At 71.2% G+C, this 25,210-nt stretch carries 24 protein-coding genes and 1 tRNA gene; 14 read left to right on the top strand and 11 right to left on the bottom strand.

The window, feature by feature from the left end; translation table 11 throughout:
- Positions 1–57 precede the first annotated feature (57 nt).
- On the top strand, positions 58–1,008 hold the full coding sequence (locus AB0C59_RS04840) for an SDR family NAD(P)-dependent oxidoreductase (RefSeq protein WP_363001030.1): 951 nt from the start codon (positions 58–60) through the stop codon (positions 1,006–1,008).
- Positions 1,009–1,202: 194 nt separating this feature from the next.
- Here AB0C59_RS04840 and AB0C59_RS04835 read toward each other — a convergent pair whose 3' ends face one another.
- Positions 1,203–1,976: an XRE family transcriptional regulator gene (locus AB0C59_RS04835; RefSeq protein WP_363001028.1), complete on the bottom strand. Its 774-nt coding sequence runs from the start codon at positions 1,974–1,976 to the stop codon at positions 1,203–1,205.
- Between the two features lie 321 nt (positions 1,977–2,297).
- Here AB0C59_RS04835 and AB0C59_RS04830 point away from each other — a divergent pair, with 321 nt between their 5' ends.
- The 3 genes from AB0C59_RS04830 to AB0C59_RS04820 all read left to right on the top strand — a co-directional run bounded on the left by AB0C59_RS04830 (position 2,298) and on the right by AB0C59_RS04820 (position 4,059).
- Entirely contained in the window at positions 2,298–2,795 is a 498-nt protein-coding gene (locus tag AB0C59_RS04830; protein WP_363001026.1) for a hypothetical protein, read from the top strand.
- 73 nt (positions 2,796–2,868) lie between these two features.
- Complete coding sequence (locus tag AB0C59_RS04825) at positions 2,869–3,498, top strand: class I SAM-dependent methyltransferase (RefSeq protein ID WP_363001024.1); 630 nt, start codon at positions 2,869–2,871, stop codon at positions 3,496–3,498.
- A 246-nt stretch (positions 3,499–3,744) separates the two neighbouring features.
- On the top strand, positions 3,745–4,059 hold the full coding sequence (locus AB0C59_RS04820; protein ID WP_363001022.1) for a hypothetical protein: 315 nt from the start codon (positions 3,745–3,747) through the stop codon (positions 4,057–4,059).
- 88 nt (positions 4,060–4,147) lie between these two features.
- On the opposite strand, the gene AB0C59_RS04815 is transcribed toward AB0C59_RS04820, so the two are convergent.
- Positions 4,148–4,235, bottom strand: a tRNA-Leu gene (locus AB0C59_RS04815).
- A gap of 197 nt (positions 4,236–4,432) precedes the next feature.
- Here AB0C59_RS04815 and AB0C59_RS04810 point away from each other — a divergent pair.
- From AB0C59_RS04810 to AB0C59_RS04800, 3 genes are all read left to right on the top strand, one after another.
- The gene (locus tag AB0C59_RS04810; protein ID WP_363001020.1) at positions 4,433–5,758 is read left to right on the top strand and encodes a M20/M25/M40 family metallo-hydrolase; all 1,326 of its coding nucleotides are present in this window, start codon (positions 4,433–4,435) and stop codon (positions 5,756–5,758) included.
- A 181-nt stretch (positions 5,759–5,939) separates the two neighbouring features.
- Complete coding sequence (gene chpH, locus AB0C59_RS04805; RefSeq protein ID WP_363001018.1) at positions 5,940–6,173, top strand: chaplin ChpH; 234 nt, start codon at positions 5,940–5,942, stop codon at positions 6,171–6,173.
- 127 nt (positions 6,174–6,300) lie between these two features.
- Positions 6,301–7,149, top strand: coding sequence for a chaplin (locus AB0C59_RS04800; RefSeq protein WP_363001016.1), 849 nt, complete (start codon positions 6,301–6,303; stop codon positions 7,147–7,149).
- Between the two features lie 65 nt (positions 7,150–7,214).
- Here AB0C59_RS04800 and AB0C59_RS04795 read toward each other — a convergent pair whose 3' ends face one another.
- Positions 7,215–7,403: a DUF5703 family protein gene (locus AB0C59_RS04795; RefSeq protein ID WP_053654750.1), complete on the bottom strand. Its 189-nt coding sequence runs from the start codon at positions 7,401–7,403 to the stop codon at positions 7,215–7,217.
- 47 nt (positions 7,404–7,450) lie between these two features.
- Here AB0C59_RS04795 and AB0C59_RS04790 point away from each other — a divergent pair, with 47 nt between their 5' ends.
- Positions 7,451–8,134 (top strand): hypothetical protein, encoded by a 684-nt coding sequence (locus AB0C59_RS04790; RefSeq protein WP_363001014.1) that lies wholly within the window; start codon positions 7,451–7,453, stop codon positions 8,132–8,134.
- Between the two features lie 77 nt (positions 8,135–8,211).
- Here the strand turns inward: AB0C59_RS04790 and AB0C59_RS04785 are convergent, their stop codons facing one another.
- Together AB0C59_RS04785 and AB0C59_RS04780 are read right to left on the bottom strand one after the other, a co-directional pair.
- Positions 8,212–10,473 (bottom strand): ATP-dependent RecD-like DNA helicase, encoded by a 2,262-nt coding sequence (locus AB0C59_RS04785; protein WP_363001012.1) that lies wholly within the window; start codon positions 10,471–10,473, stop codon positions 8,212–8,214.
- Entirely contained in the window at positions 10,470–11,453 is a 984-nt protein-coding gene (locus AB0C59_RS04780) for an aldo/keto reductase (protein WP_363001010.1), read from the bottom strand. Before AB0C59_RS04780 ends, AB0C59_RS04785 begins: the two co-directional genes overlap by 4 nt.
- A 168-nt stretch (positions 11,454–11,621) precedes the next feature.
- On the opposite strand from AB0C59_RS04780, the gene AB0C59_RS04775 reads away from it, so the two are divergent.
- Positions 11,622–12,677 carry an LLM class F420-dependent oxidoreductase gene (locus tag AB0C59_RS04775; RefSeq protein WP_363001008.1) on the top strand — a complete coding sequence of 352 codons (1,056 nt, stop codon included), beginning with the start codon at positions 11,622–11,624 and terminating at the stop codon, positions 12,675–12,677.
- Between the two features lie 274 nt (positions 12,678–12,951).
- Complete coding sequence (locus AB0C59_RS04770; RefSeq protein WP_363001006.1) at positions 12,952–13,743, top strand: ferritin-like domain-containing protein; 792 nt, start codon at positions 12,952–12,954, stop codon at positions 13,741–13,743.
- Here AB0C59_RS04770 and corA read toward each other — a convergent pair.
- Positions 13,721–14,719 (bottom strand): magnesium/cobalt transporter CorA, encoded by a 999-nt coding sequence (gene corA / locus AB0C59_RS04765; protein WP_363001004.1) that lies wholly within the window; start codon positions 14,717–14,719, stop codon positions 13,721–13,723. The two genes, AB0C59_RS04770 and corA, sit on opposite strands and share 23 nt — an antisense overlap.
- Before the next feature lie 83 nt (positions 14,720–14,802).
- Between corA and AB0C59_RS04760 the strand changes: the two genes are divergently transcribed.
- The 4 genes from AB0C59_RS04760 (at position 14,803) to mshC (ending at position 18,355) form a co-directional block, all read left to right on the top strand.
- On the top strand, positions 14,803–15,489 hold the full coding sequence (locus AB0C59_RS04760) for a histidine phosphatase family protein (protein WP_363001002.1): 687 nt from the start codon (positions 14,803–14,805) through the stop codon (positions 15,487–15,489).
- A gap of 119 nt (positions 15,490–15,608) precedes the next feature.
- Complete coding sequence (locus AB0C59_RS04755) at positions 15,609–16,199, top strand: DUF3090 domain-containing protein (protein ID WP_363001000.1); 591 nt, start codon at positions 15,609–15,611, stop codon at positions 16,197–16,199.
- Entirely contained in the window at positions 16,163–16,981 is an 819-nt protein-coding gene (locus AB0C59_RS04750) for an SCO1664 family protein (protein ID WP_363000998.1), read from the top strand. The genes AB0C59_RS04755 and AB0C59_RS04750 overlap by 37 nt, the downstream gene beginning before the upstream one ends.
- A 144-nt stretch (positions 16,982–17,125) precedes the next feature.
- The gene (gene mshC / locus AB0C59_RS04745) at positions 17,126–18,355 is read left to right on the top strand and encodes a cysteine--1-D-myo-inosityl 2-amino-2-deoxy-alpha-D-glucopyranoside ligase (protein WP_363000996.1); all 1,230 of its coding nucleotides are present in this window, start codon (positions 17,126–17,128) and stop codon (positions 18,353–18,355) included.
- A gap of 164 nt (positions 18,356–18,519) precedes the next feature.
- On the opposite strand, the gene AB0C59_RS04740 is transcribed toward mshC, so the two are convergent.
- The 5 genes from AB0C59_RS04740 to AB0C59_RS04720 all read right to left on the bottom strand — a co-directional run bounded on the left by AB0C59_RS04740 (position 18,520) and on the right by AB0C59_RS04720 (position 25,017).
- Positions 18,520–19,497, bottom strand: coding sequence for a PAC2 family protein (locus tag AB0C59_RS04740; protein WP_363000994.1), 978 nt, complete (start codon positions 19,495–19,497; stop codon positions 18,520–18,522).
- A 222-nt stretch (positions 19,498–19,719) separates the two neighbouring features.
- On the bottom strand, positions 19,720–21,327 hold the full coding sequence (locus AB0C59_RS04735) for a glycerol-3-phosphate dehydrogenase/oxidase (RefSeq protein ID WP_363000993.1): 1,608 nt from the start codon (positions 21,325–21,327) through the stop codon (positions 19,720–19,722).
- A 6-nt stretch (positions 21,328–21,333) separates the two neighbouring features.
- A complete protein-coding gene (gene glpK / locus AB0C59_RS04730; protein ID WP_363000991.1) occupies positions 21,334–22,872 on the bottom strand; it encodes a glycerol kinase GlpK in 1,539 nt (512 codons plus the stop codon).
- Positions 22,873–22,991: 119 nt separating this feature from the next.
- Entirely contained in the window at positions 22,992–23,780 is a 789-nt protein-coding gene (locus AB0C59_RS04725) for an MIP/aquaporin family protein (RefSeq protein ID WP_363000989.1), read from the bottom strand.
- 472 nt (positions 23,781–24,252) lie between these two features.
- Entirely contained in the window at positions 24,253–25,017 is a 765-nt protein-coding gene (locus AB0C59_RS04720; protein WP_363000987.1) for an IclR family transcriptional regulator, read from the bottom strand.
- Positions 25,018–25,210 lie beyond the last annotated feature (193 nt).

Here is a 25,210-nt window from a genome sequence, read left to right as displayed (position 1 = left end):
ACTTTAACGTCGACGACGCAAGATACCTTCGGTACGTTAGCGAACTGGGAGCCTGGCATGGGCGATAAGTGGACGGTAGCGGACATTCCTGACCAGCGTGGGCGGGTGGCCGTGGTGACCGGGGCCAACACCGGACTGGGGTACGAGACCGCCAAGGCGCTCGCCGAGCGCGGGGCGTCCGTGGTGCTCGCCGTGCGCGACGTCGACAAGGGCCTGCGGGCCGCGACCCGGATGGGCGGCGACGTGACCGTGCAGGCGCTGGACCTGACCTCGCTCGACTCCGTGCGGACCGCGGCCGCGGCGCTGCGGTCCCGGTTCGACCGGCTCGACCTGCTGATCAACAACGCCGGCGTGATGTACACCCCGAAGCAGACCACCGCCGACGGCTTCGAGATGCAGTTCGGCACCAACCACCTCGGCCACTTCGCGCTCACCGGGCTGCTGCTCGACCTGATGCTGCCGGTGCCCAGCTCGCGCGTGGTGACGGTCAGCAGCACCGGCCACCGCATCCGGGCCGCGATCCACTTCGACGACCTGCAGTGGGAGCGGTCGTACGGCCGGGCCGCCGCCTACGGTCAGTCCAAGCTGGCCAACCTGATGTTCACGTACGAGCTGCAGCGCCGGCTCGCCTCGCACGGCGCCACCCTCGCGGTCGCCGCCCATCCCGGCATGTCCAACACCGACCTCATCCGCAACACCCCCGCCGCGCTCCGCCTGCCCGTCACCTGGCTCGCGCCGCTGATCACCCAGACGCCGGCCATGGGCGCCCTCCCCACCCTGCGCGCCGCCACCGACCCCGGCGTGCTCGGCGGCCAGTACTACGGGCCCGGCGGGCGCAACGGGATCAAGGGCCACCCCCGGCCGGTCACCTCCAGCCCGCAGTCGTACGAGGTGGCCGTCCAACAGCGACTGTGGGCCGCCTCCGAGGACCTCACCGGTGTGACGTTCCCCGTCGTTCGCGAACGGCATGCTCCGGCACAGCCCGAAAAACAGAAAGACCCCAGGTGAACTGGGGTCTTGGCTGGTGTCCGAGGGGGGACTTGAACTCTCGCCTCGGGCATCAGCCTTTGTGTGCTCTGACCTGGGGAAACATACGCCGAACGGCGGCATTTCGGCGGGTGTTCCTCCGGCTCTCTCCTGCCTTTTCCTGCGACTTCCGGGCGCTGTTGGTCATGCGTTGGTCACGTGACCAACCGTCCCGCTCATGACGCAAGAGTCGAGTACCGCTCAATGCTCGCTCGGCCCGTGGACCGGTCGAGTAGGCGCAGCTCCCACGGCCCTGTGTTCACGTCGAAGTCCTTGCCGAACCCGACCCACTTGCCCGCCATGCGTCGGCCTGTCGGCTCGATCAGCAGCTGAATGGCGCCGTGATAGCGGGCCCCCTGGTAGTAGCCATCGGTCGCGGTCTGTTCGGTCCACGTGCCCGTGATGACGTTCCGGTCCACGGTGAGATCCAGAGGCAGGGGGCTGTCCGGATTAGTCGACGCGCCGGGCAGGCTCTGAGCTGTCAACCGGTTGCCGTGCTGGACGATCACTACGTGGTGCTTACAGTCGAACGTCTCGTCACGGCTGGATGAGTAGAACTCGTACCGGGACAGCCAGATACCCGCGTACTCGCCCTGCATCTCCGCCTCTGGGCTTGTGACGGCGTCGGCGGTGCCGACTTCCCCAGCTTCCATGTCGTGTCCTCCTGCGCCGTCCGAGTGGACGCGAGCCATAGGGATGGCGAACCCCAGGGACTCGGGGGCGCGGCCGGTGAACTGCTTCAGCGCCCGCGCGTACAGCGGGCGGCATGTCCTGGTCTCCCCGGATTCCCAGCGTTGCACGAGTCGCTTGGAGGCGTCGTTGGGTTCCCCCAGTTCCTCGCCCGCGCCCCGGAGGCCCTGGGCAAACTCGTCCTGGCTGAGCTTCATCGACTTGCGTACTGAGGTCAGCACGCCGTTAGGGATTCGCTCACGCTCGGCCGTGGTCGTCATGATCTGAGGCTAGCCACGCTGCGCCTCCAATGACACCGGTTTGACGCCATCGGCGCGACGCCGACATGACGCCCGAGGGACGCCTTGAACGTCGCCGCGATGGTCATGGCCGATCCGGAACATGGTCGTCATGTCCATCCGCATCAGCACCTACAAGGTGAGAGCAGACGGTACGCAGACCGAGCCGCGGAGCCTCTACGAGGGAGAGGGCGGGGAACCCCTCGCTACCGGCTTGATGCCCCCGTGCTTGTGCCCCAAGTGCCGAGGCGGACGACAGGACCGGAGCACATCCGACCCCCGATTGCGTGGAGGCCAGCCAGCATGAGTACGGCAGTAGTGATCCGCGACCCGAAGGCGTACGTCACGCCGGAAGTGTGGGAGCGGGAGGTAGCCCTTCTCCTCCGGAACCCGGAGAACACCCGCGAACTGGCTGAGGCCAAGTTCGGGCAGGCCGTCGCCTACCTGGTCACGTGCGGCGAGAACCCGGACCTGCTCATGGGTCCGTCCAAGCAGGTGGACGAGGCGTGGCACTCGTTCATGCTGGACTCGGTCTCGTACCACCACTTCACGGACCGGCACTTTGGCCGGTACATCCACCACGTTCCGGAGCTTCCGGCGGCGCCGGGAGTCTCGTCCTCCGCCGACGACGAGGTGAAGCAGGACGGGCGCGATGCCGATGCCGGCGGCCCCCTCGTTCTGGAGTGGACGATCAACGCCATCAAGGCAGCCGGGTTCGAGATCGACCCCGACCTGTGGGGCATGGAGAGTGCAGCCGACTGCAACCAGTGCCACGCGGGGTGCCACGACTCGCCCAAGTAGGCCCGACAGCGAGTGGGTTGGGGCTCATCCCCGTACGTTGGGGGTGGGCCCCACTCCCGGAGAGGAACACTGCATGTCATTGGCTGAGTCCTGGGACAGGTACGCGGTCGGGAGTACGCCCCGTAGGGCCGAGAACGCCAACGGAGACACGACCTGGCTGAACTGGACTCAGTACGCCGATCACGGGCCGAACGAGGGTCTTCTAGGTCCCGTCGCCGGGCGCCGGGTGTTGGAACTCGGCTCGGGCAGCGGAAGCAACTTGGCACATCTGGTGACCCTCGGCGCGTCTGGTCTCGGGGTGGACATCGCCCCCGCTCGTGAGGCTGTGGCACGGGAGCGCTGGGGTGATCTGCCGGGACTTGAGTTCCGCACAATGGAGGCGACGGCGTTCCTGAGCGGGACGGATCAGACATTCGATGTCGTGCTCTCGATCTTCGGCGCAGTCTGGTTCGTCGATCCGGGGACTCTGCTCCCACTGATCCGGGCCCGCATGACAGCGGGCGGCATTCTGGCGTTCTCGCACCTCCCTGCCGGAAGCCGGAGCCCGCGACCAAGCAGGGCGGTTATGCGGTTCGACCACAGCCCAAGCGCATGGGAACGACTCCTCACCGGCCACGGATTCACTGGTGCGTCCGCATCTGTCATCGACCCGCCGGAAGGCAGGGCCGTAGGCACGATGCTCGTTCGTGCGGTAGCTCTCTGACCCTGTCCGCTGGGGCACGACGACGCCCCCGGCGCGGACGCCAGGCGCTGATGTGGCAACTGCGGCGCACGCAGGTGACCGAGCCGCCGTCTGAGTAGCGCCTGGAATGGGGTATGACCCCCTGGCCGGCAAGGTCGCACCGCCGTGTCTTAGCAGCTCAGAATCTGCCTCGGTTCCAAGTGGCAGAACCAGCGCCAGGACGCCGAGCGGGCACGTCTCGGCTCCGCCTGGGGCGATCATGACCTGGTGTTCGCCCGTGACGGCTTCAAGTTCTACCGGTGCGAGGCGGGCGGCCCGCAGGCCCCTGAGAAGGTGTCGGCACGGTGGCGCACCCTGCGCAACCGCCTGCACCTGCCCGATGACTTCCGTATCCACGACTGGAGGCACAACAAGGTCACAAACGATCTGGAAGCCGGGGAGGGCTCCGTAGAGGTGTCTGCGAACGTCCGGCATCGCTCGCCGGACTACACCATGGCCAAGTACGGCCACTCTCGTAAGGACGGAGCTCGGAAGCTCGCCGCCTCCGGTGCGGGCCGACTCGGCCTGTCATCTCTGGTCTGACCTGGGGAATTTCCAGGCTGTTGGTCACGTGGTTGGTCACGCCACAGTCCTGGAAAGCAGAAAACCCCTGATGAACAGGGGTCTCAGCTGGTGTCCGAGGGGGGACTTGAACCCCCACGCCCGATAAAGGGCACTAGCACCTCAAGCTAGCGCGTCTGCCATTCCGCCACCCGGACAGGGTGTCTGCCGTGCGAGGTCTCCCTCGCGGCGACGAAGGAAACATTACCAGGCTTTCGGGGGCGTTCGATCACACCCTGTTCCGCGCACCCGCCCCGGGGAAACCGCCTGTGACGGGCCGGACACGGCCTTGGGGTGCGGCGGGTGTCGGGGCAGGATGGGAGGACCACCAGCAGCGACAGCGGGAGGAAGCAGCGTGACCGACAAGGACACGGCCAGGGGCGTCACCGGCGAGGACGAGGTCGTGGACCTCTGTCGCGACCTGATCCGGATCGACACCAGCAACTACGGCGACCACTCCGGACCCGGCGAGCGCGCCGCCGCCGAGTACGTGGCGGAGAAGCTCGCCGAGGTGGGGCTGGAACCGCAGATCTTCGAGTCGCACAAGGGCCGCGCCTCCACCGTGGCCCGCATCCGGGGCGAGGACCCCTCGCGGCCCGCCCTGCTGATCCACGGCCACACCGACGTCGTGCCGGCCAACGCGGTGGACTGGACGCACGACCCGTTCTCCGGGGAGATCGCCGACGGATGCGTGTGGGGGCGCGGCGCGGTCGACATGAAGGACATGGACGCCATGACGCTGGCGGTCGTCCGCGACCGGCTGCGCAGCGGGCGCAGGCCGCCCCGGGACATCGTCCTCGCCTTCCTCGCGGACGAGGAGGCGGGCGGCACGTACGGCGCCCGCCATCTGGTGGACAACCACCCCGACCTCTTCGAGGGCGTCAACGAGGCGATCGGCGAGGTCGGCGGGTTCTCCTTCACGGTCAACGAGAAGCTGCGGCTGTACCTCGTGGAGACCGCGCAGAAGGGCATGCACTGGATGAAGCTGACCGTGGACGGCACCGCCGGCCACGGCTCGATGATCCACCGGGACAACGCCATCACCGAGCTGTCCGAGGCCGTCGGACGCCTCGGGCGGCACAGGTTCCCGGTCCGTGTGACCAAGACGCTGCGCCACTTCCTGGACGAGCTCGGCGACGCCCTCGGCACCGAACTCGACCCCGAGGACATGGACGAGACCCTGGCCAAGCTCGGCGGCATCGCCAAGCTGATCGGCGCCTCGCTGCAGAACACCGCCAACCCGACCCAGCTGGGCGCCGGTTACAAGGTCAACGTGATTCCGGGCCAGGCCACCGCACATGTCGACGCCCGCTATCTGCCGGGCCACGAGGAGGAGTTCCTCGCCGACCTCGACCGCATCCTCGGCCCCCGTGTGAAGCGCGAGGACGTGCACACGGACAAGGCGCTGGAGACCACCTTCGACGGCGCCCTGGTCGACGCCATGCAGACCGCCCTGTCGGCGGAGGACCCCATCGCGCGCGCCGTGCCCTACATGCTGTCCGCCGGCACCGACGCCAAGTCCTTCGCCGACCTCGGCATCCGCTGCTTCGGCTTCGCGCCGCTCAAGCTCCCGCCGGAGCTGGACTTCGCGGGCATGTTCCACGGCGTCGACGAGCGGGTGCCGGTGGACGCCCTCAAGTTCGGCGTCCGCGTTCTCGACCGGTTCATCGACGCGTCCTGAACTCCGCTTCACCCGTTCCGGTTTGCGTGCTCAAACGCCGTCGAAGTATTCGGCAGCACGTACGGGGACCGACCGGGACGGGTGAATGCGACCATAAGCTCGTATCCCCATTACTCCCTCCTCGTTACAGCTGATGTGATCCGGGGCTTGGATCGCACTTGCCAACAAGGAGGAAGAAAAAATGATCAAGAAGGTCGTCGCTGCCGCCGTCTGCACCGGTGGTCTGGTTCTCGCGGGTGCGGGTATGGCCGCTGCCGACTCGGGCGCCCAGGGTGCCGCCGTGGGCTCCCCGGGCGTGCTGTCCGGCAATGTCGTTCAGGTCCCGGTGCACGTCCCGGTGAACGTCTGCGGCAACACGATCTCGGTGATCGGGCTGCTGAACCCCGCCTTCGGCAACACCTGCGTCAACGGCTGACGCCGCGCCGCGCGCGGGCCCCGGAGTGCGCCTCACGCACTCCGGGGCCGTCCGCGGTTCCCGCGCGTCCGCCCCGCAGGGTGCGGACCGCGTTCCAGAAGGTCCATGTAGAGGGAGGGAATCAGCAATGCGACAGGTCACCCGCAAGGGCCTGATGACGGTGGCGGCGGCGACCGGTGTCCTCGCCGTCACCGGCGGTTACGCGCACGCCGACTCGGGGGCGATCGGATCGGCCACCGACTCACCCGGCGTGCTGTCGGGCAACGTGGTCCAGGTCCCGGTGCACGTCCCCGTGAACGTCTGCGGCAACACCGTGAACGTGCTCGGACTGCTCAACCCGTCGGCGGGCAACGCCTGCGGCAACACCGGCGGCGGCCACACCGGGGCCACCACCGGCTCCCACGCGAGCGGGCACACCCACCACTCGCCCGGGGTCGGCTCGGGCAACACCGTGCAGGTGCCGGTGGACGTCCCCGTCAACGCCTGCGGCAACTCGGTGAACGTGATCGGGCTCGGCAACGGAGCCACGGGCGACCACTGCGGCAACGGCGGCGGTCACGGCGGTCACGTCGTCACCCCGCCCGGCGGCCACCACCACACGCCCCCGCACGGTCACCACCACGGCCACGACTGCCCGCCGTCACACGGCGGCGGTGGAGGCACGCCTCCCGGCGGCGGGACCACCACGCCTCCCGGTGGCGGCACCACGACTCCCCCCGGTGGCACCACGACCCCTCCGGGCGGCGGCACCACGACGCCCGGCACGCCCACCCAGCCGGGACAGCCCACCACCCCGGTGCGGCCCGGTGGCGGGACGCAGGTCGTCCACACCGGAGCGCAGGGCACCGTCCAGAGCGACTCCTCCCCGCAGCTCGCCCACACCGGCAGCGAGGGGTTGGGCACCCTGCTGCCCGCGAGCGCGGGCGCGCTGCTCGGCGGCACGCTGCTCTACCGCAGGGCGCGCGCGAGCAGGTAGCACGGGTACACACACAGATCGGGCCCCGCCGCGGCGGGGCCCGATCCGTTGTCCGTCACCTTCGCTCACCATGTGGCGCGCACCTGGCGGATGATCCGGCGGCGCAGCCGCACCCGGCGGCTGCCGTCGCGCATCAGGCTCAGGCGGTCCAGCTCCCAGTGTCCGTACTCGGCATGGTCGGTCAGCAGACGTGTGGCCTCCCTGCGGGACACCCCGCGAGGCACATACACATCGACAAATTCGTATTCCGGCATCGCATCTATTGTGCGGGCTGCGGCCCGGTACGGATAGCGTCTGCACTATGTCTGATGCTGCGCAGCCCACAGCTGCCGACGTACGCGCCGCCGCCGAGGCGGTCAAGACCGCGCTCGACCGCCACCTGGCCGCGGTGGAGCGCAGGACTGGTGAGGACGACCCGGCCGTCCACGAGGCGTTCAACGAGCTGGCCGCGGCGGCCGAGGAGTACGACGAGCTGCTGTACGACCGCTACGACGAGGTCACGCCCTTCGAGATCCCGGGTGTGGACGAGCCGCTGCCGCCGTACACGGGCCCCGAGGAACCGAACGCGGTCAGCGTGCTGATCCGCCGGGACTACGCCGTGGCCGAACCGCATCGGCTGCTCGCGCAGGCACAGCGTGTGGAGGCCGCCGACCAGGAGCGCGGGGAGGTGTCGTCGGCCGGTACCGTCCACGGGGCGCTCGGCGTGCTCTTCGGGGAGTTCGAACCCGACGAGATCGCCTCCCGGCACCGGGAGTTCGGCCTGGAGGAGGGTGACTCCACGCTGTGGGTGGCGGCGGAGGACGAGCCGTCCGAGCCGGGGGAGTGGCTGGAGAGCCCGTTCGACCTGGCCGACCCGCAGCGGGTGGTGTGCCGGTTCGACGTCAGCGCCGTCTTCGACGACGAGGTGGAGGACGACCTGGAGGACTTCGGGAGCGGGCCGGAGTTGGACGACGAGGATCTGGAGCCGTTGGACGCGGAGCGTTAGCGGCTGTCGCGCGCGGGCCGGGAGGCTTCGCGCGGTTCCCCGGGCCCCAGGTCGGGGCCCGGGGACCGTCGGGTGCGCTACGGGGACCCCTCGGGCCGAGGGGGCAGTTGGGGGTGGAGCAGGGCCGGCAGGCGGGTGGTGCGGGGCTTGGGCGGGGTGTCGGAGACGGCCCGGGGCAGGGCCTGTTCCACCCCGTGGACCACGGAGAGGTGACGGGTCGCCCTGCTGAACGCCGTGTAGACCCAGGGGCGCGAGAGCATCGGTGCGGCGTCGCCGGGGAGGACCACGACCACCGCGGGCCACCGCAGGCCCGCCGCCTGGTGCGCGGTCAGAGCCCACCCGTGGCGTACGGACTGCTCGACCTGCTCCTTCGCCACGACGACAGGGGCGCCCGCGCACTCCAGATGCAGCCCCTCGGCGTCCGCCCGCACGACCTCGCCGGGAAGGACCCGGCCCGGAGCCGGGCAGTAGACGACCCGGTCACCGGGGTCGAAGCCACCGAAACGCCCCGGACCGGGGTTGAGCCGCTCCTTGAGCGCGGCGTTGAGCGCCCGTGTGCCCGCGGCCCCGCCATGGCCCGGCGTGATCACCTGGGTCTCCCGCGCCGGGATGCCGATGGCCCTGGGCACCGAGTCGGCGACCAGCTGCACGGTGCGGTGCACCGCCTCCCCGGCATCCCGCACCGGCACGATCACGACCTCCTTGCCGGGCGCCTCGACCTGCGGCAGCTCACCGATGCCGACCGCGGAGACCAACTCGCCGAGCGGACCGGGATCGGGGGTCCGCGAGGCGATCCGGGGGCAGGACCCGGTGGCGAGCAGATCGGCGAACACCCGCCCGGGACCGGCCGACCACAGCACGCCGGGGTCGCCGCTCAGCACCAGGCGCGCCCCGTCGGGCAGCGACTCGGTGAGCAGCGCGGCAGTCTCGACATCCAGCTGAGGTGCGTCCAGCACCACCAGAAGATCGAGGTCCAGCGCGCCCTCCGCGTCCCGCTCAGGGCCCTCGGCCCCGGACAGCAGACCCGCCAGCGTGGCCACCGCGGGCTGCGACGGCTCGGCGGTGGGCTCCGGCGGGGCGAGCAGGCCGGCCGACTCGGCGAACGCCTCACGGGCGGCCGGGCCGTGCACCGCGGCCCAGGCGCGGACCCCGAGGCCGCGCGCCTCGTGCAGCAGCCGTGCCGCCTCGGCGCGCGATGCCTGACCGCCGGTGTGGAGCACCAGGCCGTGCGCGGCGACCGCGCGGATGAGCTCACCGGCGGAGCCCCGCGCCGAGCCGGCCGCCCGCTCCCAGTCCTCGGCCCGACCGCTCTCCTTCGGCACCGAGGTGATCAGCCGGGCCAGTTGGTCGGCGAGGCTCTCCTCGGCCAGGGCATGGCGTTCGAGCCCGACCAGGACACGCACCGGGCGGTCCTCCTCGTCCCCGTCCGCCGCCTCCCGCGTTTCGTCGTCCCGCGCGGCCGGGTCCAGGGGGTCCTGGAAGGCGAGGGCCTCACCGTCGCCGACGGCGCTCCGCACGGCCTCCCCGGGGTCCGGTACCGACCGCTGGGCGAGCGCCTGCTCCAGGGCCGAGACCTCCAGCGCGGTGTGCCCGGCCAGGGCCGCCTGTTCCAGCAGCCAGACCGTCAGCGCACAGGCCCGCCGCGCGTCGTCCGGGCGGCACTCGGCGCCGAGCAGCGCACGGGCGAAGCCGTCGGCCTGCTCCGGCCGGACTCCGGGGACCCGCAGCAGCAGCCAGGGGTCCTCCCGCAAGCGCACGTCCGCCGTCTCGCCCAGCGTCACGGCGACCCGGGACGCGAGCGCCTCGGGGGCGCCCCCCTCGGCCAGCACGCCGCGCACGGCGCCCACGGCCTCGGCGGCCGGTGCCGACGTGGGCGGCGCCAGGGGTTGTGCGGGCCGCTCGGGCGCGGGTGCCGGGGCCGGGGCCGGCGCCGAACCTTGGGGCGCGGCGGTGGGCGCCGGATCGCTGAACACACTCGACCGCGGATTCCGGCCGCTCTCGACGGCCCGTACGGCCGCGAGCAGATCCGCCGCCTGCCCGCTGAGCTTGCCGCCCGCCTCGATGGGGCCCGCCTTCTCGGCCTTCCGCCGCGCGATCCGCTCCCGCTCGACCTGCTGAGCGGCCAACTCGGCCCCCGCCTCGGACAGCCGGGCCCCGGAGGCGTCCGTGTCGCCTTCGCCGGCCGCGGGAGCCTCCTCGGCCGAGGAGACCTCCGGTGCCTCGCCCCCCGCGCCGGGGTCGGCGGCTTCCTCGCCGGCGGTCGCCGCCTCCGCTGTCGTCCCGTCCTCCGGCTCCGCCGGCCGGGCTTCCGTCCGCGTGGTCTCCGGGTCCGTGCTCACAGCGTGCTCCAGTCGTGATCGGGGTAGCGGTGCACCGGGGCCGACACATCGTCCAGCGCCCGGCAGATCTCGTCCGGAAGACTAAGCGTCTCCACTGACAACGCCGCCATGAGCTGCTGTGCGGTGCGCGCGCCGACGATCGGCGCGACCACGCCGGGCCGGTCGCGCACCCAGGCGAGGGCCACCTGGAGCGGTGTCGTGGCCAGTCCGTCGGCGGCCGTGCGCACCGCGTCCACGATGCTGCTCGCCGTGTCGTCGAGGTACGGCTCGACGAACGGGGCCATGTGGTCCGACGCGCCCCGTGAGCCGGCCGGTGTCGACTGGCGGTACTTGCCGGTGAGCACGCCCCGGCCCAGCGGCGAGGACGGCAGCAGCCCGACCCCGAGGTCCACGGCGGCGGGCAGCACCTCGCGTTCCACGCCGCGCTGCAGCAGCGAGTACTCCATCTGCGCGCTGGCCAGGCGTGTCCTCGCCCCCGGCGCGGCGAGCTGCCAGGTCGCCGCCTTCGCGAGCTGCCATCCGCAGTAGTTCGACACGCCCGCGTATCTCGCCCGGCCGCTGCTGACCGCCAGATCCAGTGTCTGGAGGGACTCCTCAAGCGGAGTGTCGGGGTCGTAGGCGTGGAGGTGCCAGACGTCCACGTAGTCCGTGCCGAGACGGGTGAGCGAGGCGTCCAGGGCGGCCAGCAGATGGCCGCGCGAACCGTCGGAGCGGCGCTCGGGATCGGGGATGCTGCCCGCCTTGGTGGAGACGACCAGGTCGCGGCGGGGCACCAGACCGTCCATCAGCTGCCCCAGCAGGTACTCGGCCTCCCCGTTCCCGTACACGTCCGCCGTGTCCACGAGGGTGCCGCCCGCCTCCCAGAACACCTTCAGCTGCTCCGCGGCGTCGTGCTCGTCCGTGTCGCGTCCCCATGTCAGGGTGCCGAGCCCGATCCGCGACACGCGAAGGCCGGTCCGGCCGAGATGCCTCTGCTCCATGGACGCCGAGATTACGGCCTGGACCTGCCGCGTGGGGGGCTTGTGGACAACCGGATTCCGGTGGGGGCGGGCCGTCCGACACCCTGTCCACAGCCCTCCCCACCAGCGGTGCCCGCGCGCTATGGTCTGCCCACAAGGCACGTTACTGATCGGTAAGGGGAATCGGGCATGCAGCTCGGGATCAACCTCGGTTACTGGGGCGCCGGAATGGACACGGACAACCTCGCCGTGGCCAAGGAAGCGGACCGGCTCGGATATTCGGTGTGCTGGGCCGCCGAGGCCTACGGCTCCGACGCGGCCACCGTGCTCTCCTGGGTCGCCGCCCACACCGACCGCATCGACGTGGGCTCCGCCATCTTCCAGATCCCGGCCCGCCAGCCGACGATGACGGCGATGACCGCCGCCACCCTCGACTCGCTGTCCGGCGGCCGCTTCCGCCTCGGCCTCGGCGTCTCCGGGCCGCAGGTCTCCGAGGGCTGGTACGGCGTCAAGTTCGACAAGCCGCTGGCCCGCACGCGGGAGTACGTCGAGATCGTCCGCAAGGCGATGACCCGCGAGCGCCTGTCCTACGAGGGCGAGCACTGGACGCTTCCGCTGCCCGGCGGCCCCGGCAAGCCGCTCAAGCTGACCGTCCACCCGGAGCGCGAGCACATCCCGGTCTACATCGCCGCGATCGGCCCGAAGAACCTGGAGCAGACCGGCGAGATCGCCGACGGCGCCCTGCTCGTCTTCAGCTCGGCCGACCTCCTGGAGGAGACCGCGCTGCGGCATCTGCGTGCCGGACGGGAGAAGGCGGGCAAGACGCTCGACGGCTTCGACCTGTGCCCCACGCTGCCCCTGGCGTTCGGCGACGACAAGGACCTGGCGACGCTGGCCGACACCTTCCGGCCCTACACCTCCCTCTACGTCGGCGGGATGGGCAGCCGCAAGCAGAACTTCTACAACCAGCTCGCCCAGCGCATGGGCTACGAGAAGGAGGCGGCCGAGATCCAGGACAAGTACCTGTCCGGCGACAAGGACGGCGCCTCCGCCGCCGTGCCGCACGAGATGATCGACCGCTGCTCCCTGCTGGGTTCGGTGGAGCGCATCGCCGACCGCATGAAGGAGTACGCGGGGGCGGGTGTCACCACGCTCACCCTGGCTCCGGCCGGATGGACGCTCGAGGAGCGGATCGCCGCGCTGCGCGCCGGCGCCGAGGCCCTGGAGCGCGCCGGAGTGGCCTGACCGCGACGCGGGTCCCGGCACGGCGACCGGGCGTCCCGGGCTGACCCGGGCGACCTGGCCGGGGAGGTCTCCGCGGCCGTGGTGGGGGCTCGGGGGTCCTCCCCGCCACGGCCGGCACCGGGAACAACGCGCGGAGCCGCCGGGGGTTACGGGTCCCCCGTCCTCCGTTCGGCTCAGGCGCCGCGCACAGCTGTTGCGGCCCGTCCGGGCCCGCACTTGACTCGTTCTTCGCGGAGCCCCGCAGACCCGCGGGACCCGCGGAGAGGTGCGCGCGATGCTGTCAGCCAAGAGCCTGTTCGAGGAGATCCTCGCCCACGACGAGTCCTTCCGGCTGTTCTGCTCGATCGCGGCCGCCGGCGAGTCGCAGGGCGGCTGGGAGAACGGGCGCATCGCGGCACTCGTCCCGGTGGGGCAGGAGCGGCTCACTCCCCGGATCGCCCGCCACGGCGCGGACGAGGACAAGCACGGCCGGATCTTCACGGGGCTCATGAGGAGGCGCGGCCTCACCCCCGTCCCGGTGCCCCCGGAGACCGACTACACGATGCTCCTGGAGCGCCACGGCATCGGTCTCGCGCACGAGAAGCTGCGCCGCGACGAGCCGCTCACCGTGCCCGACGTCATCACCTACCTGGCACACAGCAGGGTCACCGAACAGCGTGCCGCCGAGCAGATGGCGATGCTCCGCAGGCACTTCGCCGAGCATCCGGACGTGGGCCGGGCCGTCCGCGTGATCTCCGCCGACGAGGACAACCACCTCGCGTACTGCCACGAGGAACTGCTGCGCTTCGCTCACGCCGGCCACGGCCGGTTCATCCAGCGGACGCTGCGCGCGTGCGCGCTCACCGAGATCCGCGTCCACCGCGACGTCAGCCTCGCCGTCATGGCCCGCATGGGCCGCGTCCTCGGCTGGTCCCGGACCAGGTCCGCGCTGCTGGCCGCCGCGATCCGGGCGGCGTACGCCTACGAGCGGCTCCTCGGATGGCGGCGCATGGTGACCCTGGTGATGCCGCCCCGGCGCGACGCGCTGGGCGAGCCCGGGCCCCTCACAACCACCCCCGCCGCTTGAACGTCCGGTACAGCACGACTTCGAGCGCCGCCATCACCCCGATCACCACCGGGTAGGACCAGATCCAGTGCAACTCGGGCATGTGCTCGAAGTTCATCCCGTAGATCCCCGCGATCATGGTGGGCACCGCGGCCATGGCCGCCCACGCGGAGATCTTCCGCATGTCGTCGTTCTGCCGGACGCTCATCTGCGCCAGATGCGCCGACAGGACGTCGGAGACCAGCCGGTCCAGCGCCTCCACCGACTCGTTCACCCGGATCAGGTGGTCGTTGACGTCGCGGAAGAAGGGACGCGACTTCTCCTGCACGAACGGCACCGGCGCCCCGTACGCGCCCTGGCCCGCCAGCCGCGCCACCGGAGGCCCCAGCGGGACCGTCGCCCGCCGGAACTCCTGGACCTGCCGCTTGAAGGTGTAGATCCGCGACGCCGTGTGGCGCGAGCCGCCCGCGGCGGGCGAGAAGACCTCGGTCTCCACCTCCTCGAGGTCGGTCTGCAGCTCGGTCGCCACCTCCAGATAGTGGTCCACGATCGAGTCGGCGATCGAGTACAGCACCCCCGTCGGCCCGTGCCGCAGCATCTCGGGCTGCTCCTCCAGATGCCGCCGGACCGACCCCAGCGGCATGTTCTCGCCATGGCGCACGGTGACCACGAAGGAGTCGCCGAGGAAGATCATCAGCTCGCCGGTGGAGACGCTGTCGCTGTCCGTGTCGTACGACACCGGCTTGAGCACCACGAACAGCGAGTCGTCGTACACCTCCAGCTTGGGCCGCTGATGGGCGTTGAGCGCGTCCTCCACGGCCAGCGGATGCAGCCCGAACTCCTCGGTGACCAGTTCGAACTCCTTCTCGGTCGGCTCGTGCAGACCGATCCACAGGAAGGTGTCGGACGAGGCGCGCGCCTCGGCCAGGGCGTCGGAGAGGTCGTCGGGCCCCTCGGTCCGGCGTCCGTCGCGGTACACGGCACAGTCGATGATCACGGAGCGTATTCTCCCGTCAGGTGAAGGGTGGTGCATTCCGGTGACCGCCCCGGCAGGGGAGACGGCCGTTTACGCTGGGCGGCATGCCCACGTTGCTCCTCGTCCGCCATGGACGCTCCACCGCCAACACCGCGGGACTCCTCGCCGGCTGGACACCCGGCGTCGCCCTCGACGAGCGCGGCACCGAACAGGCCGCGGCCCTGCCCGGACGCCTGGCCGGGCTGCCGATCCGCGAGGTCGTCGCGAGCCCGCTGCAGCGCTGCCAGGAGACCGTGCAGCCGCTGTTGGACGCCCGCCCCGGGCTGCGGTCCCACACCGAGGAGAGGATCGGTGAGTGCCACTACGGCGACTGGTCCGGCCGCAAGCTCGGCGAACTGACCGACGAGCCCCTGATGGAGGTCGTCCAGTCGCACCCCTCGGCCGCCGCCTTCCCCGGCGGCGAGTCGATGCGGGCCATGGCGACCCGTGCCGCGGAGGCGGTGCGGGAGTGGAACGAACGGGTCGAGCGCGAGCACGGCGCCGACGCGGTGTACCTCATGTGCTCGCACGGTGACATCATCAAATCGCTCGTCGCGGACGCGCTCGGACTTCATCTCGACCTGTTCCAGCGGATCTCCGTGGAACCGTGTTCCATCACAGCGATCCGTTACACCCGTCTGAGGCCATTTCTCGTTCGCCTCGGCGACACCGGCGATTTCACCTCCCTCATGCCGCGTGCGGAACCCTCCGGTTCCGACGCCACGGTCGGGGGCGGCGCGGGCGCCCCGTGATCGTCGGCCGCAGTAGGGTGAAGCGGGCGCACGAGCGCAGCAGTTGTCAGTAGTTGTCAGTCACCGAAGCGGGCCGGTTCCGTCGGCCGGTCCCGTTCCCGATCCCATGGAGACAGGACGTGTCCCGTCAGGTGTTCCTCTACGACCCCCCGGACCGCTTCGTGGCCGGGACGGTCGGGCTGCCCGGGCGCCGTACCTTCTTCCTGCAGGCCTCGTCCGGACCCCGGGTGACGAGCGTCGCTCTGGAGAAGACCCAGGTCGCGGCGCTCGCCGAGCGCATGGACGAACTGCTCGACGAGGTGGTGCGCCGTAGCGGCGGCAGTACGCCCGTGCCCGCGGTGGCCCCCACGGACGTCTCGGACACGGCCCCCCTGGACACCCCCATCGAGGAGGAGTTCCGCGTCGGCACCATGGCCCTGGCCTGGGACGGCGACGAACAGCGCATGATCGTCGAGGCGCAGGCCCTGGTCGAGCTGGACGCCGATTCCGAGGAGGACCTCGCCGAGGCCGAGGAACGGCTGCTCCAGGACGAGGAGAACGGCCCCCCGATGCTCCGGGTCCGCCTCACCGGCGCACAGGCCCGGGCCTTCGCCAAGCGCGCCCTCGACGTCGTCAACGCCGGGCGGCCGCCGTGCCCGCTGTGCAGCCTCCCGCTCGACCCGGAAGGACACGTATGTCCGCGCCAGAACGGATACCGCCGCGGAGCGTGACCACGGCCGAACTGCTCGCCGAGGGCGAGCTGACCGTGGTCGGGCGCATTCGCGACGCGTCCAACACGGCGCTGTACTGCACGGTCTCCCACGACGGCAGGGAAGCCGGCTGCGTCTACAAGCCCGTCGCCGGGGAGCGGCCCCTGTGGGACTTCCCCGACGGCACGCTCGCCGAGCGCGAGGTCGCCGCCTACGAGGTGTCCGAGGCCACCGGCTGGGGCCTGGTGCCGCCCACCGTGCTGCGCGAGGGACCCCACGGCACGGGCATGTGCCAGCTGTGGATCGAGGGCGGTACGGGGCCGGAGCTGCTCGCCCTGGTGGACGGCGAGGAGCCGGGGGAGGGCTGGAAGGCCATCGGCCTCGCCGACGTCGGGGAGGGCAGGACCGCACTGCTCGTGCACGCCGACGACGAGCGGCTGCGGCGCCTGGCCGTGCTCGACGCGGTCATCAACAACGCCGACCGCAAGGGCGGCCATCTGCTGCCCGGCGCCGGTGAACGCCTGTACGGCATCGACCACGGGGTGACCTTCAACACCGAGAACAAGCTGCGCACCCTGCTGTGGGGATGGGCGGGGGACCCGCTGACGGGCGAGGCGGTCGAGGTGCTGAAGAGGCTGCGCGAGGACCTGCGGGAGGGCGCGGCGCTGGCCGAGCGGCTCGCAGGGCTGCTCACCGCCGACGAGGTCCAGGCCACCCGGGCACGCGTCGACGACCTCCTGGAGTCGGGCAGACACCCCCGGCCGAACGGCGACTGGCCGGCCATTCCCTGGCCCCCCGTGTAGTCCCGGCGGCCGGTGCCCGGTGCCGACGGGCGCTGACCGCGCACCCGCGCTCTGCACACCGTCCGCCCCCACGCAAGAGTGCCTTCTCGGTCACACGCACCGTCCGGTTCGTCCACCGAACTTCCGGCCGGTTAGGCTCAGGGCATGCATGCCTGGCCCGCTTCCGAGGTCCCCGCCCTGCCAGGCCAGGGCCGCGACCTCAGGATCCACGACACCGCGACCGGCGGTGAGGTCACCCTCGCCCCCGGTCCCGTCGCCCGCATCTACGTGTGCGGCATCACCCCCTACGACGCCACCCACATAGGGCACGCGGCGACGTACAACGCGTTCGACCTCGTCCAGCGCGTGTGGCTGGACACCAAGCGGCAGGTGCACTACGTCCAGAACGTGACCGACGTCGACGATCCGCTCCTGGAGCGCGCGGACCGCGACGGCGTCGACTGGGTGGCCCTCGCCGAGAAGGAGACCGCCCTCTTCCGCGAGGACATGACCGCCCTGCGGATGCTGCCTCCCCGGCACTACATAGGCGCCGTGGAGGCCATACCCGGGATCGTGCCGCTCGTGGAGCGCCTCAGGGACGCCGGAGCGGCGTACGAACTCGACGGCGACATCTACTTCTCGGTCGAGTCCGACCCGCACTTCGGGCAGGTGTCCCACCTGGACGCCGAGGCCATGCGCCTGCTGTCCGCCGAGCGCGGCGGCGACCCGGACCGCCCCGGCAAGAAGAACCCGCTCGACCCGATGCTGTGGATGGCCGCCCGCGAGGGCGAACCGAGCTGGGACGGCGCCTCGCTGGGCCGCGGCAGGCCCGGCTGGCACATCGAGTGCGTGGCCATCGCCCTGGACCACCTGGGCATGGGATTCGACGTGCAGGGCGGCGGCAGCGACCTCGCCTTCCCGCACCACGAGATGGGCGCCTCGCACGCGCAGGCGCTGACCGGCGAGTTCCCGATGGCCAAGGCGTACGTCCACGCCGGGATGGTCGCGCTGGACGGCGCGAAGATGTCGAAGTCGAAGGGCAACCTCGTCTTCGTGTCCCAGCTGCGGCGCGACGGCGTCGACCCGGCGGCCATCCGGCTCGCGCTGCTCGCCCACCACTACCGCTCCGACTGGGAGTGGACCGACCAGGTGCTCCAGGACGCCGTGGCGCGGCTCGACCGCTGGCGCGCCGCCGTCTCCCGGCCGGACGGCCCGCCCGCCGAGGCGCTCGTGGAGGAGCTCCGCGAGGCGCTCGCCCACGACCTGGACGCCCCGGCGGCGCTCGCCGCCGTGGACCGCTGGGCGGCGCTCCAGGAGCGCGACGGCGGCACCGACACGGGGGCGCCCGGAGTGGTCTCGCGCGCCGTGGACGCACTGCTGGGCGTGGCCCTCTAGGGAGCGCCCTCCAAGGGGCGCGGGGAACCGCGCGACCAGCCACGACGGCGCCGCTGACGGACGACGGGCGTGGCCCGGAACGCACGGAAGCGGCGCTGGACGGGATCCGATCCCGTCCAGCGCCGCTTCCACGCGTTCCGCCCCCGAGGCGCCGGGCCGGCCCCTCAGTCCCCCGAGGTGTCCTCGTCCTCGTCGTCGGTCCTCGGCGGTTTCGGAGGCTTCGTACGGCCGCCCGAGGCGTCCTTGTCGCGCCGGAACGAGCCGTCGCCGCCGTCCGCCGTGGCGTGCCCACCCGGTGGGTTCATGTCACGCCGGCGCAGATACCGCTCGAACTCGCGGGCGATCGCCTCACCCGACGCCTCCGGCAGCTCGGCGGTGTCCCGGGCCTCCTCCAGCGTCTGGACGTACTCGGCGACCTCGCTGTCCTCCGCCGCCAGCTGGTCCACCCCCACCTGCCAGGCGCGCGCGTCCTCCGGCAGATCGCCGAGGGGGATACGCAGATCGACCAGGTCCTCCAGCCGGTTCAGCAGCGCCAGCGTCGCCTTCGGGTTCGGCGGCTGGGACACGTAGTGGGGGACCGCGGCCCACAGCGAGACGGCCGGGACCCCCGCGTGCGTGCACGCCTCCTGGAGGACGCCCACGATGCCCGTGGGGCCCTCGTACTTGGTCTCCTCCAGGTCCATCCGGCGCGCCAGGTCGGGATCGGAGGTGGTCCCGCTGATCGGGACCGGGCGCGTGTGCGGGGTGTCGCCGAGCAGCGCGCCGAGGATCACCACCAGTTCCACGCCCAGCTCGTGGGCGAAACCCAGCAGTTCGTTGCAGAACGACCGCCAGCGCATCGACGGCTCGATACCGCGGACCAGCACCAGGTCCCGGGGCTTGTCGCCGCCCACGCGGACCACCGACAGCCGTGTGGTGGGCCAGGTGATCTTGCGGACTCCGGCCTCCATGAACACGGTGGGGCGGTTCACCTGGAAGTCGTAGTAGTCCTCGGCGTCCAGCGCCGCGAACACCTCGCCCTTCCATTCCCGATCCAGGTGCGCGACCGCGGCGGAGGCGGCGTCACCGGCGTCGTTCCAGCCCTCGAACGCGGCCACCATGACCGGGTCGACCAGCTCGGGAACCCCCTCGAGCTCGATCACCCAGCGCCTCCTTCCGACGTTCCCTCGCGTACGTCCCAACCTTACGGCGTGCCACGGGGGAGCCCGCAGCCCCCTTGCACGGGGGAGTGAACGGATGACTGCCCCGTACGGGGCGTTCGAACACCCATGATCGCCACAGGCCGCCGACCGTCGGCCGCCGCCGCGACCGAGCGCCGCGAGGGGCGGCCCCCGAAGGAGCCGCCCCTCGCGTCCGGGTGGTGCCTACTCCTTGCCGAGCAGGTCCTGCACCTTGCCGCGCACCTCGTCCGTGGCCAGGCCACGGATCGTCAGCGTCGTACGGCGGCGCAGCACATCGTCCGCCGTGGACGCCCACTCGTGGTCGCGGGCGTAGACGACCTGGGCCCAGATCTCCGGTGCGTCCGGGTGGACGCGCTCGCCGAGCTCCGGGTTCTCGTTGGCGATCCGGGCGATGTCGAAGGCCAGCGAACCGTAGTGCGTCGCCAGGTGCTTCGCGGTGTCGGCGGCCATGCGCGGGCCGGGCGCCGGACCGTCGACCACCAGCCGGTGCGCGACCGCGCGCGGGTTGGCGACACCCGGCAGCGGCATGCGCTTGGGCAGCGACGAGATCGGCTCGAAGTCGTCGCCGAGCGGACGGCCCGGCAGGGACTCCAGCTTCTTCATGACGGTGCGTCCGATGTGGCGGAACGTCGTCCACTTGCCGCCCGCGACGGACAGCATGCCGCCGCGGCCCTCGGTGACGACGGTCTCGCGCTTGGCCTTGGAGGTGTCGCCGGGGCCGCCCGGCAGCACCCGCAGACCGGCGAAGGCGTAGGTGATCAGATCGCGGTCCAGCTGCTGGTCGCGGACCGAGAACGCCGCCTCGTCGAGGATCTGCGTGATGTCCTTGTCGTTGACCGCGACATCGGCCGGATCGCCCTCGTACTCCTCGTCGGTGGTGCCGAGCAGCAGCATGTCCTCCCAGGGGAGGGCGAAGGTGATGCGGTACTTGTCGATCGGGGTGGCCAGCGCCGCCTTCCAGGGCGAGGTGCGCTTGAGCACCAGGTGCGCGCCCTTGGACAGGCGTATGGAGGGCGCCGCGTTCGCGTCCTCCAGACGGCGCAGGTGGTCGACCCAGGGGCCGGTGGCGTTGAGCACCAGCCGCGCGTCGACGCCGAACTCGTCGCCGGACAGGCGGTCCTTCAGCTCGGCACCGGTGACCCGGCCCCGCGTGAAGCGCAGCCCGGTGACCTCGGCGTGGTTCAGGACGACCGCGCCCGCGTCCACGGCCGCGCGCACCGTCATCAGCGCCATACGGGCGTCGTTCATCTGGTCGTCGCCGTAGACGGCGACCGCCTTGAGGTTCTCCGTGCGCAGCTCCGGCACGTCCTGCTGCGCCCTGGAGGGCGACAGCAGGTGGCCGACGCCGTCACCGAACGCCGAGAGCGCGGAGTAGGCGAAGACGCCCGCTCCGAGCTTCGCGGCGCCGTGCGGCCCGCCCTTGTAGACGGGGAGGTAGAACGTGAGCGGGTTCGCCAGGTGGGGGGCCACCTGGCGGGAGACCGCACGGCGCTCGAAGTGGTTCTCCGCCACCAGCTTCACCGCGCCGGTCTGCAGGTAGCGCAGACCGCCGTGGAGCAGCTTGGAGGAGGCGGAGGACGTGGCGCCGGCGAAGTCGCCGGCGTCCACCAACGCCACCCGCAGGCCCGACTGCGCGGCATGCCAGGCCGTGGAGATACCCAGGATCCCGCCACCGATCACCAGGAGGTCGTACGTCGCTTTCGACAACTGCTCCCGGGTCTCGGCGCGGCTCGGGGTGGAGCCGTGGGCCGGGTGGGTCCCCAGAGCCGGGGCACTCTGCAGGGTGGTCATCGCGTGTTACTCCTCGTCCTCGATCCAGCCCATGGTCCGCTCGACGGCCTTGAGCCAGTTCTTGTACTCACGGTCGCGGGTCTCCGCGTCCATGTGGGGCGTCCACTCGGCGGCCCGGCGCCAGTTGGCGCGCAGGTCGTCGGTGCTGTTCCAGAAGCCGACGGCGAGACCGGCGGCGTAGGCGGCGCCGAGGCAGGTGGTCTCGGCGACCATCGGACGCACCACCGGCGCGTCCAGGACGTCGGACAGGGTCTGCATCAGCAGGTTGTTGGAGGTCATGCCGCCGTCGACCTTGAGCGCCGACAGCTCGACGCCGGAGTCCTTGGTCATGGCGTCGGTGATCTCGCGGGTCTGCCAGGCCGTGGCCTCCAGGACGGCGCGGGCCAGGTGCGCCTTGGTGACGTACCGGGTCAGGCCGGAGATCACACCGCGGGCGTCGGAGCGCCAGTACGGGGCGAACAGGCCGGAGAAGGCCGGCACGAAGTAGGCGCCGCCGTTGTCCTCGACCGAGAGCGCGAGCGTCTCGATCTCCGCGGCGGTCTTGACCAGGCCCATCTGGTCGCGCATCCACTGCACCAGGGAGCCGGTGACGGCGATCGAGCCCTCCAGGGCGTAGACCGGCTTCTGGTCGCCGATCCGGTAGCCGACCGTGGTCAGCAGGCCCGAGTAGGAGTTGATGACCTTCTCGCCGGTGTTCATCAGCATGAAGGTGCCGGTGCCGTAGGTGGACTTGGCCTCGCCCTCGGAGAAGCAGGTCTGGCCGAACAGGGCCGCCTGCTGGTCGCCGAGCGCGGAGGCGACCGGGATGCCGCCGAGCAGGTCGCCGAGGCGGCCGCCGGTGATCTCGCCGTACACCTCGGCGGAGGAGCGGATCTCGGGCAGCATCGCCGTCGGGACGCCGATGGACTCGCAGATCTTGTCGTCCCACGCCAGGTTGTGCAGGTTCATCAGCATGGTGCGGGAGGCGTTGGTCACGTCGGTGACGTGCTTGCCGCCGTCGGTACCACCGGTCAGGTTCCAGATGACCCAGGTGTCCATGGTGCCGAAGAGGATGTCGCCGGCCTCGGCGCGCTCCCGCAGGCCCTCGACGTTGTCGAGCAGCCAGCGCGCCTTGGGGCCCGCGAAGTACGAGGCCAGCGGCAGGCCGGTCTCCCGGCGGAAGCGGTCCTGGCCGACGTTGCGGCCCAGCTCCTTGCAGAGCCCGTCGGTGCGGGTGTCCTGCCAGACGATGGCGTTGTGGACGGGCTCACCGGTGTGCCTGTCCCACAGCACGGTGGTCTCGCGCTGGTTGGTGATGCCGATGGCCTTGATGTCGTCGCGGGTGATCCCGGCCTTCTCGACGGCTCCGGCGACGACCTCCTGGACGTTGGTCCAGATCTCGGTGGCGTCGTGCTCGACCCAGCCCGGCTTCGGGAAGATCTGCTCGTGCTCCTTCTGGTCGACGGAGACGATACGGCCGTCCCGGTCGAAGACGATGCAGCGCGAGGACGTCGTGCCCTGGTCGATGGCGGCGATGAACGGGCCGGCGGTGTGTGCGTCGGTCACTGTCTGCTCCTGAAATTCCTGAGTCCGTGTGTGACGGGGCGGTTCTTACGGCGCGGTGCTGAGTGCTCAGTACGGTGTGACGTCGTGCTGAGGGCGATGCCCGGAGGGAATCAGTCTTCTCAGGCGAAGGCGACGTTGTATATGCCTGCGGCGATCGCGCCGCCGACCAGCGGGCCGACGACGGGGACCCAGGCGTAACCCCAGTCGGAGCCACCCTTGTTGGGCAGGGGAAGAAGAGCGTGCACGATGCGCGGACCGAGGTCGCGGGCGGGGTTGATCGCGTATCCGGTCGGGCCGCCGAGCGACAGACCGATGGAGACGACGACCAGGGCGGTGATCAGGGCGCCAAGGGTGCCGAGGCCGTTGCCCTTGTCGTTCAGGCCCTGCGTGAGCACGGCGAGGACCAGCACGACCGTGCCGATGATCTCCGTCGCGAGGTTCATCACCGCGTTGCGGATCTCGGGGCCGGTCGAGAAGATGCCGAGCACCGGGCCGGCCGCGGCCTCCCGGGCCTCGGCGGCCTTGGTGTCCTGCGCGCCCGGTCCACCGACGATCTCGCTGTCGGTGAGGTGGGCCTGGAACTGGCCGTAGTAGACGATCCACACGAGAGCCGCGCCGATCATGGCGCCGAGCAGCTGTCCGCCCCAGTAGTACGGGACGTTGCCCCAGGCGCCGTCCTTGATGGCGAGCGCCAGCGTCACGGCCGGGTTCAGTTGCGCACCCGACAGGGGTGCCGAGGTGTAGACGGCCGTGAGAACGGCGAAGCCCCACCCGAAGGTGATGGCCAGCCAGCCGGCGTTGCGGGCCTTGGAGGCCTTCAGCGTCACGGCGGCACAGACGCCGCCGCCAAGCAGGATGAGTATGGCGGTACCGATGGTCTCGCCGATGAAGATGTCGGAGCTGGACACCCGCGACTCCTTTGTCCTTCGTCCAGGGGAAGGCGAACCCCGGGTCCCTCCGGTGGTCCGCGCCCTCGGGGGTGAGAGCGATCCCGGCCCTTGGCGTTGCCACACTCTAGCGCGTATTGCCGGTAGGTGTTCGACAATGCCGACCGATGGACGGGAGTCTCGCTTCCGGTTCAGCGGGACGTCAAGACTTCGACAATCGAAAGCCCGATCGTTACTGATCGCCTGGAAGGTTCTGCCCCCCGAACGGACGCACCACGCGCGAGCAGGCACGTCAGGGGGCCGTACCCCCTGGTCGAGGGGGTGGGGCGCCCACGGGGGCGGGGGAGGGGCGGTTCGGCCGCGGGGGCCCCGCCGTTCACCTTCCGCTTGCGTGGAGAGGGCGTCACGGCGCGGCGGGCCGGCCCCGCGGGCGTGGGGATGTGAGATTCGGAACCTTCGATTCCGGATGTGGGACGAGGAACCCGGGCAGGGCTCAGAACCGACCGGCGCCCAGGTCCCGTGACACCGCGCGGGCGCAGTCGCGGACCGCCGCGATCATCTCCGGCCGCAGCTCGCCGTCCCTGCACAGGCGTTCGACGGCGCCGGTGATGCCCACCGCGCCGACCGGCATCCGCCGCCGGTCGTGGATCGGCGCGGCGACCGAGGCGACGCCGGTCCAGGTCTCCTCGACGTCGGCCGCGTACCCGCGGGCCCGGGTCAGGTCCAGGACCTGCTCGAAGTCCGCCGGATCGCACACCGTCCGGTCCGTGAACGGCTTCCGCTCCGCCTCCAGGGCCTCGCTGTGCGCGACCGGGTCGTACGCGGAGAGCACCTTGCCGAGCGCCGTGCAGTGCAGCGGCTGCATGGCCCCGATCTCCAGGACCTGCCTGCTGTCGTCGGGCCTGAAGACGTGGTGCACGATCAGCACGCCCTGCTGGTGCAGCACCCCCACGTGGACGCTCTCGCCGCTGGAGCGGGCCAGGTCGTCCGTCCACACCAGGGCCCGGGCCCTCAGTTCGTGGACGTCGAGGTAGGTGGTGCCCAGTCGCAGCAGTTCGGCACCGAGCTGATAGCGGCCCGAGGCCGCCTCCTGCTCGACGAACCCCTCCTGCTGGAGTGTGCGGAGTATGCCGTGGGCCGTGCCTTTGGCCAGGCCCAGGGAGGACGCGATGTCGGACAGGCCGAGCCGCCGCTCGCCGCCCGCGAGCAGTCGCAGCATCGCGGCCGCTCGTTCGAGCGACTGGATGTTCCGTGCCATCCCCGTTCCGCCCTCCGTCCTCTCCCGTCACCGGCCGTCATACGTCAACCGGCGTTCGGCAATGCCGAACACTACCGGTCAGGACCGTCGTCTTGCTAATGGGTGGTCGCCATCCGTTCGGACGAAATCCTCCGACGGGCCGTCCAGGTCGCACCCGTCCGGCTCGTGGACGCCTCCGACGGCGTGACGCGCT

It is taken from the genome of Streptomyces sp. NPDC048664 (assembly GCF_040650555.1).
In the GTDB taxonomy this organism is placed as follows: Bacteria; Actinomycetota; Actinomycetes; order Streptomycetales; family Streptomycetaceae; genus Streptomyces.
The sequence above is the reverse complement of the archived record's forward strand: the minus strand, read 5'-3'. Positions and strand labels throughout refer to the sequence as shown.

What these genes read in the sequence shown, in the direction of transcription:
- AB0C59_RS04840 (WP_363001030.1), top strand. Translation starts at nt 58, where the DNA reads ATGGGCGATAAGTGGACGGTAGCGGACATTCCTGACCAGCGTGGGCGG.
- AB0C59_RS04835 (WP_363001028.1), bottom strand. Translation starts at nt 1,976, where the DNA reads ATGACGACCACGGCCGAGCGTGAGCGAATCCCTAACGGCGTGCTGACC.
- AB0C59_RS04830 (WP_363001026.1), top strand. Translation starts at nt 2,298, where the DNA reads ATGAGTACGGCAGTAGTGATCCGCGACCCGAAGGCGTACGTCACGCCG.
- AB0C59_RS04825 (WP_363001024.1), top strand. Translation starts at nt 2,869, where the DNA reads ATGTCATTGGCTGAGTCCTGGGACAGGTACGCGGTCGGGAGTACGCCC.
- chpH (WP_363001018.1), top strand. Translation starts at nt 5,940, where the DNA reads ATGATCAAGAAGGTCGTCGCTGCCGCCGTCTGCACCGGTGGTCTGGTT.
- AB0C59_RS04800 (WP_363001016.1), top strand. Translation starts at nt 6,301, where the DNA reads ATGCGACAGGTCACCCGCAAGGGCCTGATGACGGTGGCGGCGGCGACC.
- AB0C59_RS04795 (WP_053654750.1), bottom strand. Translation starts at nt 7,403, where the DNA reads ATGCCGGAATACGAATTTGTCGATGTGTATGTGCCTCGCGGGGTGTCC.
- AB0C59_RS04790 (WP_363001014.1), top strand. Translation starts at nt 7,451, where the DNA reads ATGTCTGATGCTGCGCAGCCCACAGCTGCCGACGTACGCGCCGCCGCC.
- AB0C59_RS04780 (WP_363001010.1), bottom strand. Translation starts at nt 11,453, where the DNA reads ATGGAGCAGAGGCATCTCGGCCGGACCGGCCTTCGCGTGTCGCGGATC.
- AB0C59_RS04775 (WP_363001008.1), top strand. Translation starts at nt 11,622, where the DNA reads ATGCAGCTCGGGATCAACCTCGGTTACTGGGGCGCCGGAATGGACACG.
- AB0C59_RS04770 (WP_363001006.1), top strand. Translation starts at nt 12,952, where the DNA reads ATGCTGTCAGCCAAGAGCCTGTTCGAGGAGATCCTCGCCCACGACGAG.
- AB0C59_RS04760 (WP_363001002.1), top strand. Translation starts at nt 14,803, where the DNA reads ATGCCCACGTTGCTCCTCGTCCGCCATGGACGCTCCACCGCCAACACC.
- AB0C59_RS04750 (WP_363000998.1), top strand. Translation starts at nt 16,163, where the DNA reads ATGTCCGCGCCAGAACGGATACCGCCGCGGAGCGTGACCACGGCCGAA.
- mshC (WP_363000996.1), top strand. Translation starts at nt 17,126, where the DNA reads ATGCATGCCTGGCCCGCTTCCGAGGTCCCCGCCCTGCCAGGCCAGGGC.
- AB0C59_RS04735 (WP_363000993.1), bottom strand. Translation starts at nt 21,327, where the DNA reads ATGACCACCCTGCAGAGTGCCCCGGCTCTGGGGACCCACCCGGCCCAC.
- AB0C59_RS04720 (WP_363000987.1), bottom strand. Translation starts at nt 25,017, where the DNA reads ATGGCACGGAACATCCAGTCGCTCGAACGAGCGGCCGCGATGCTGCGA.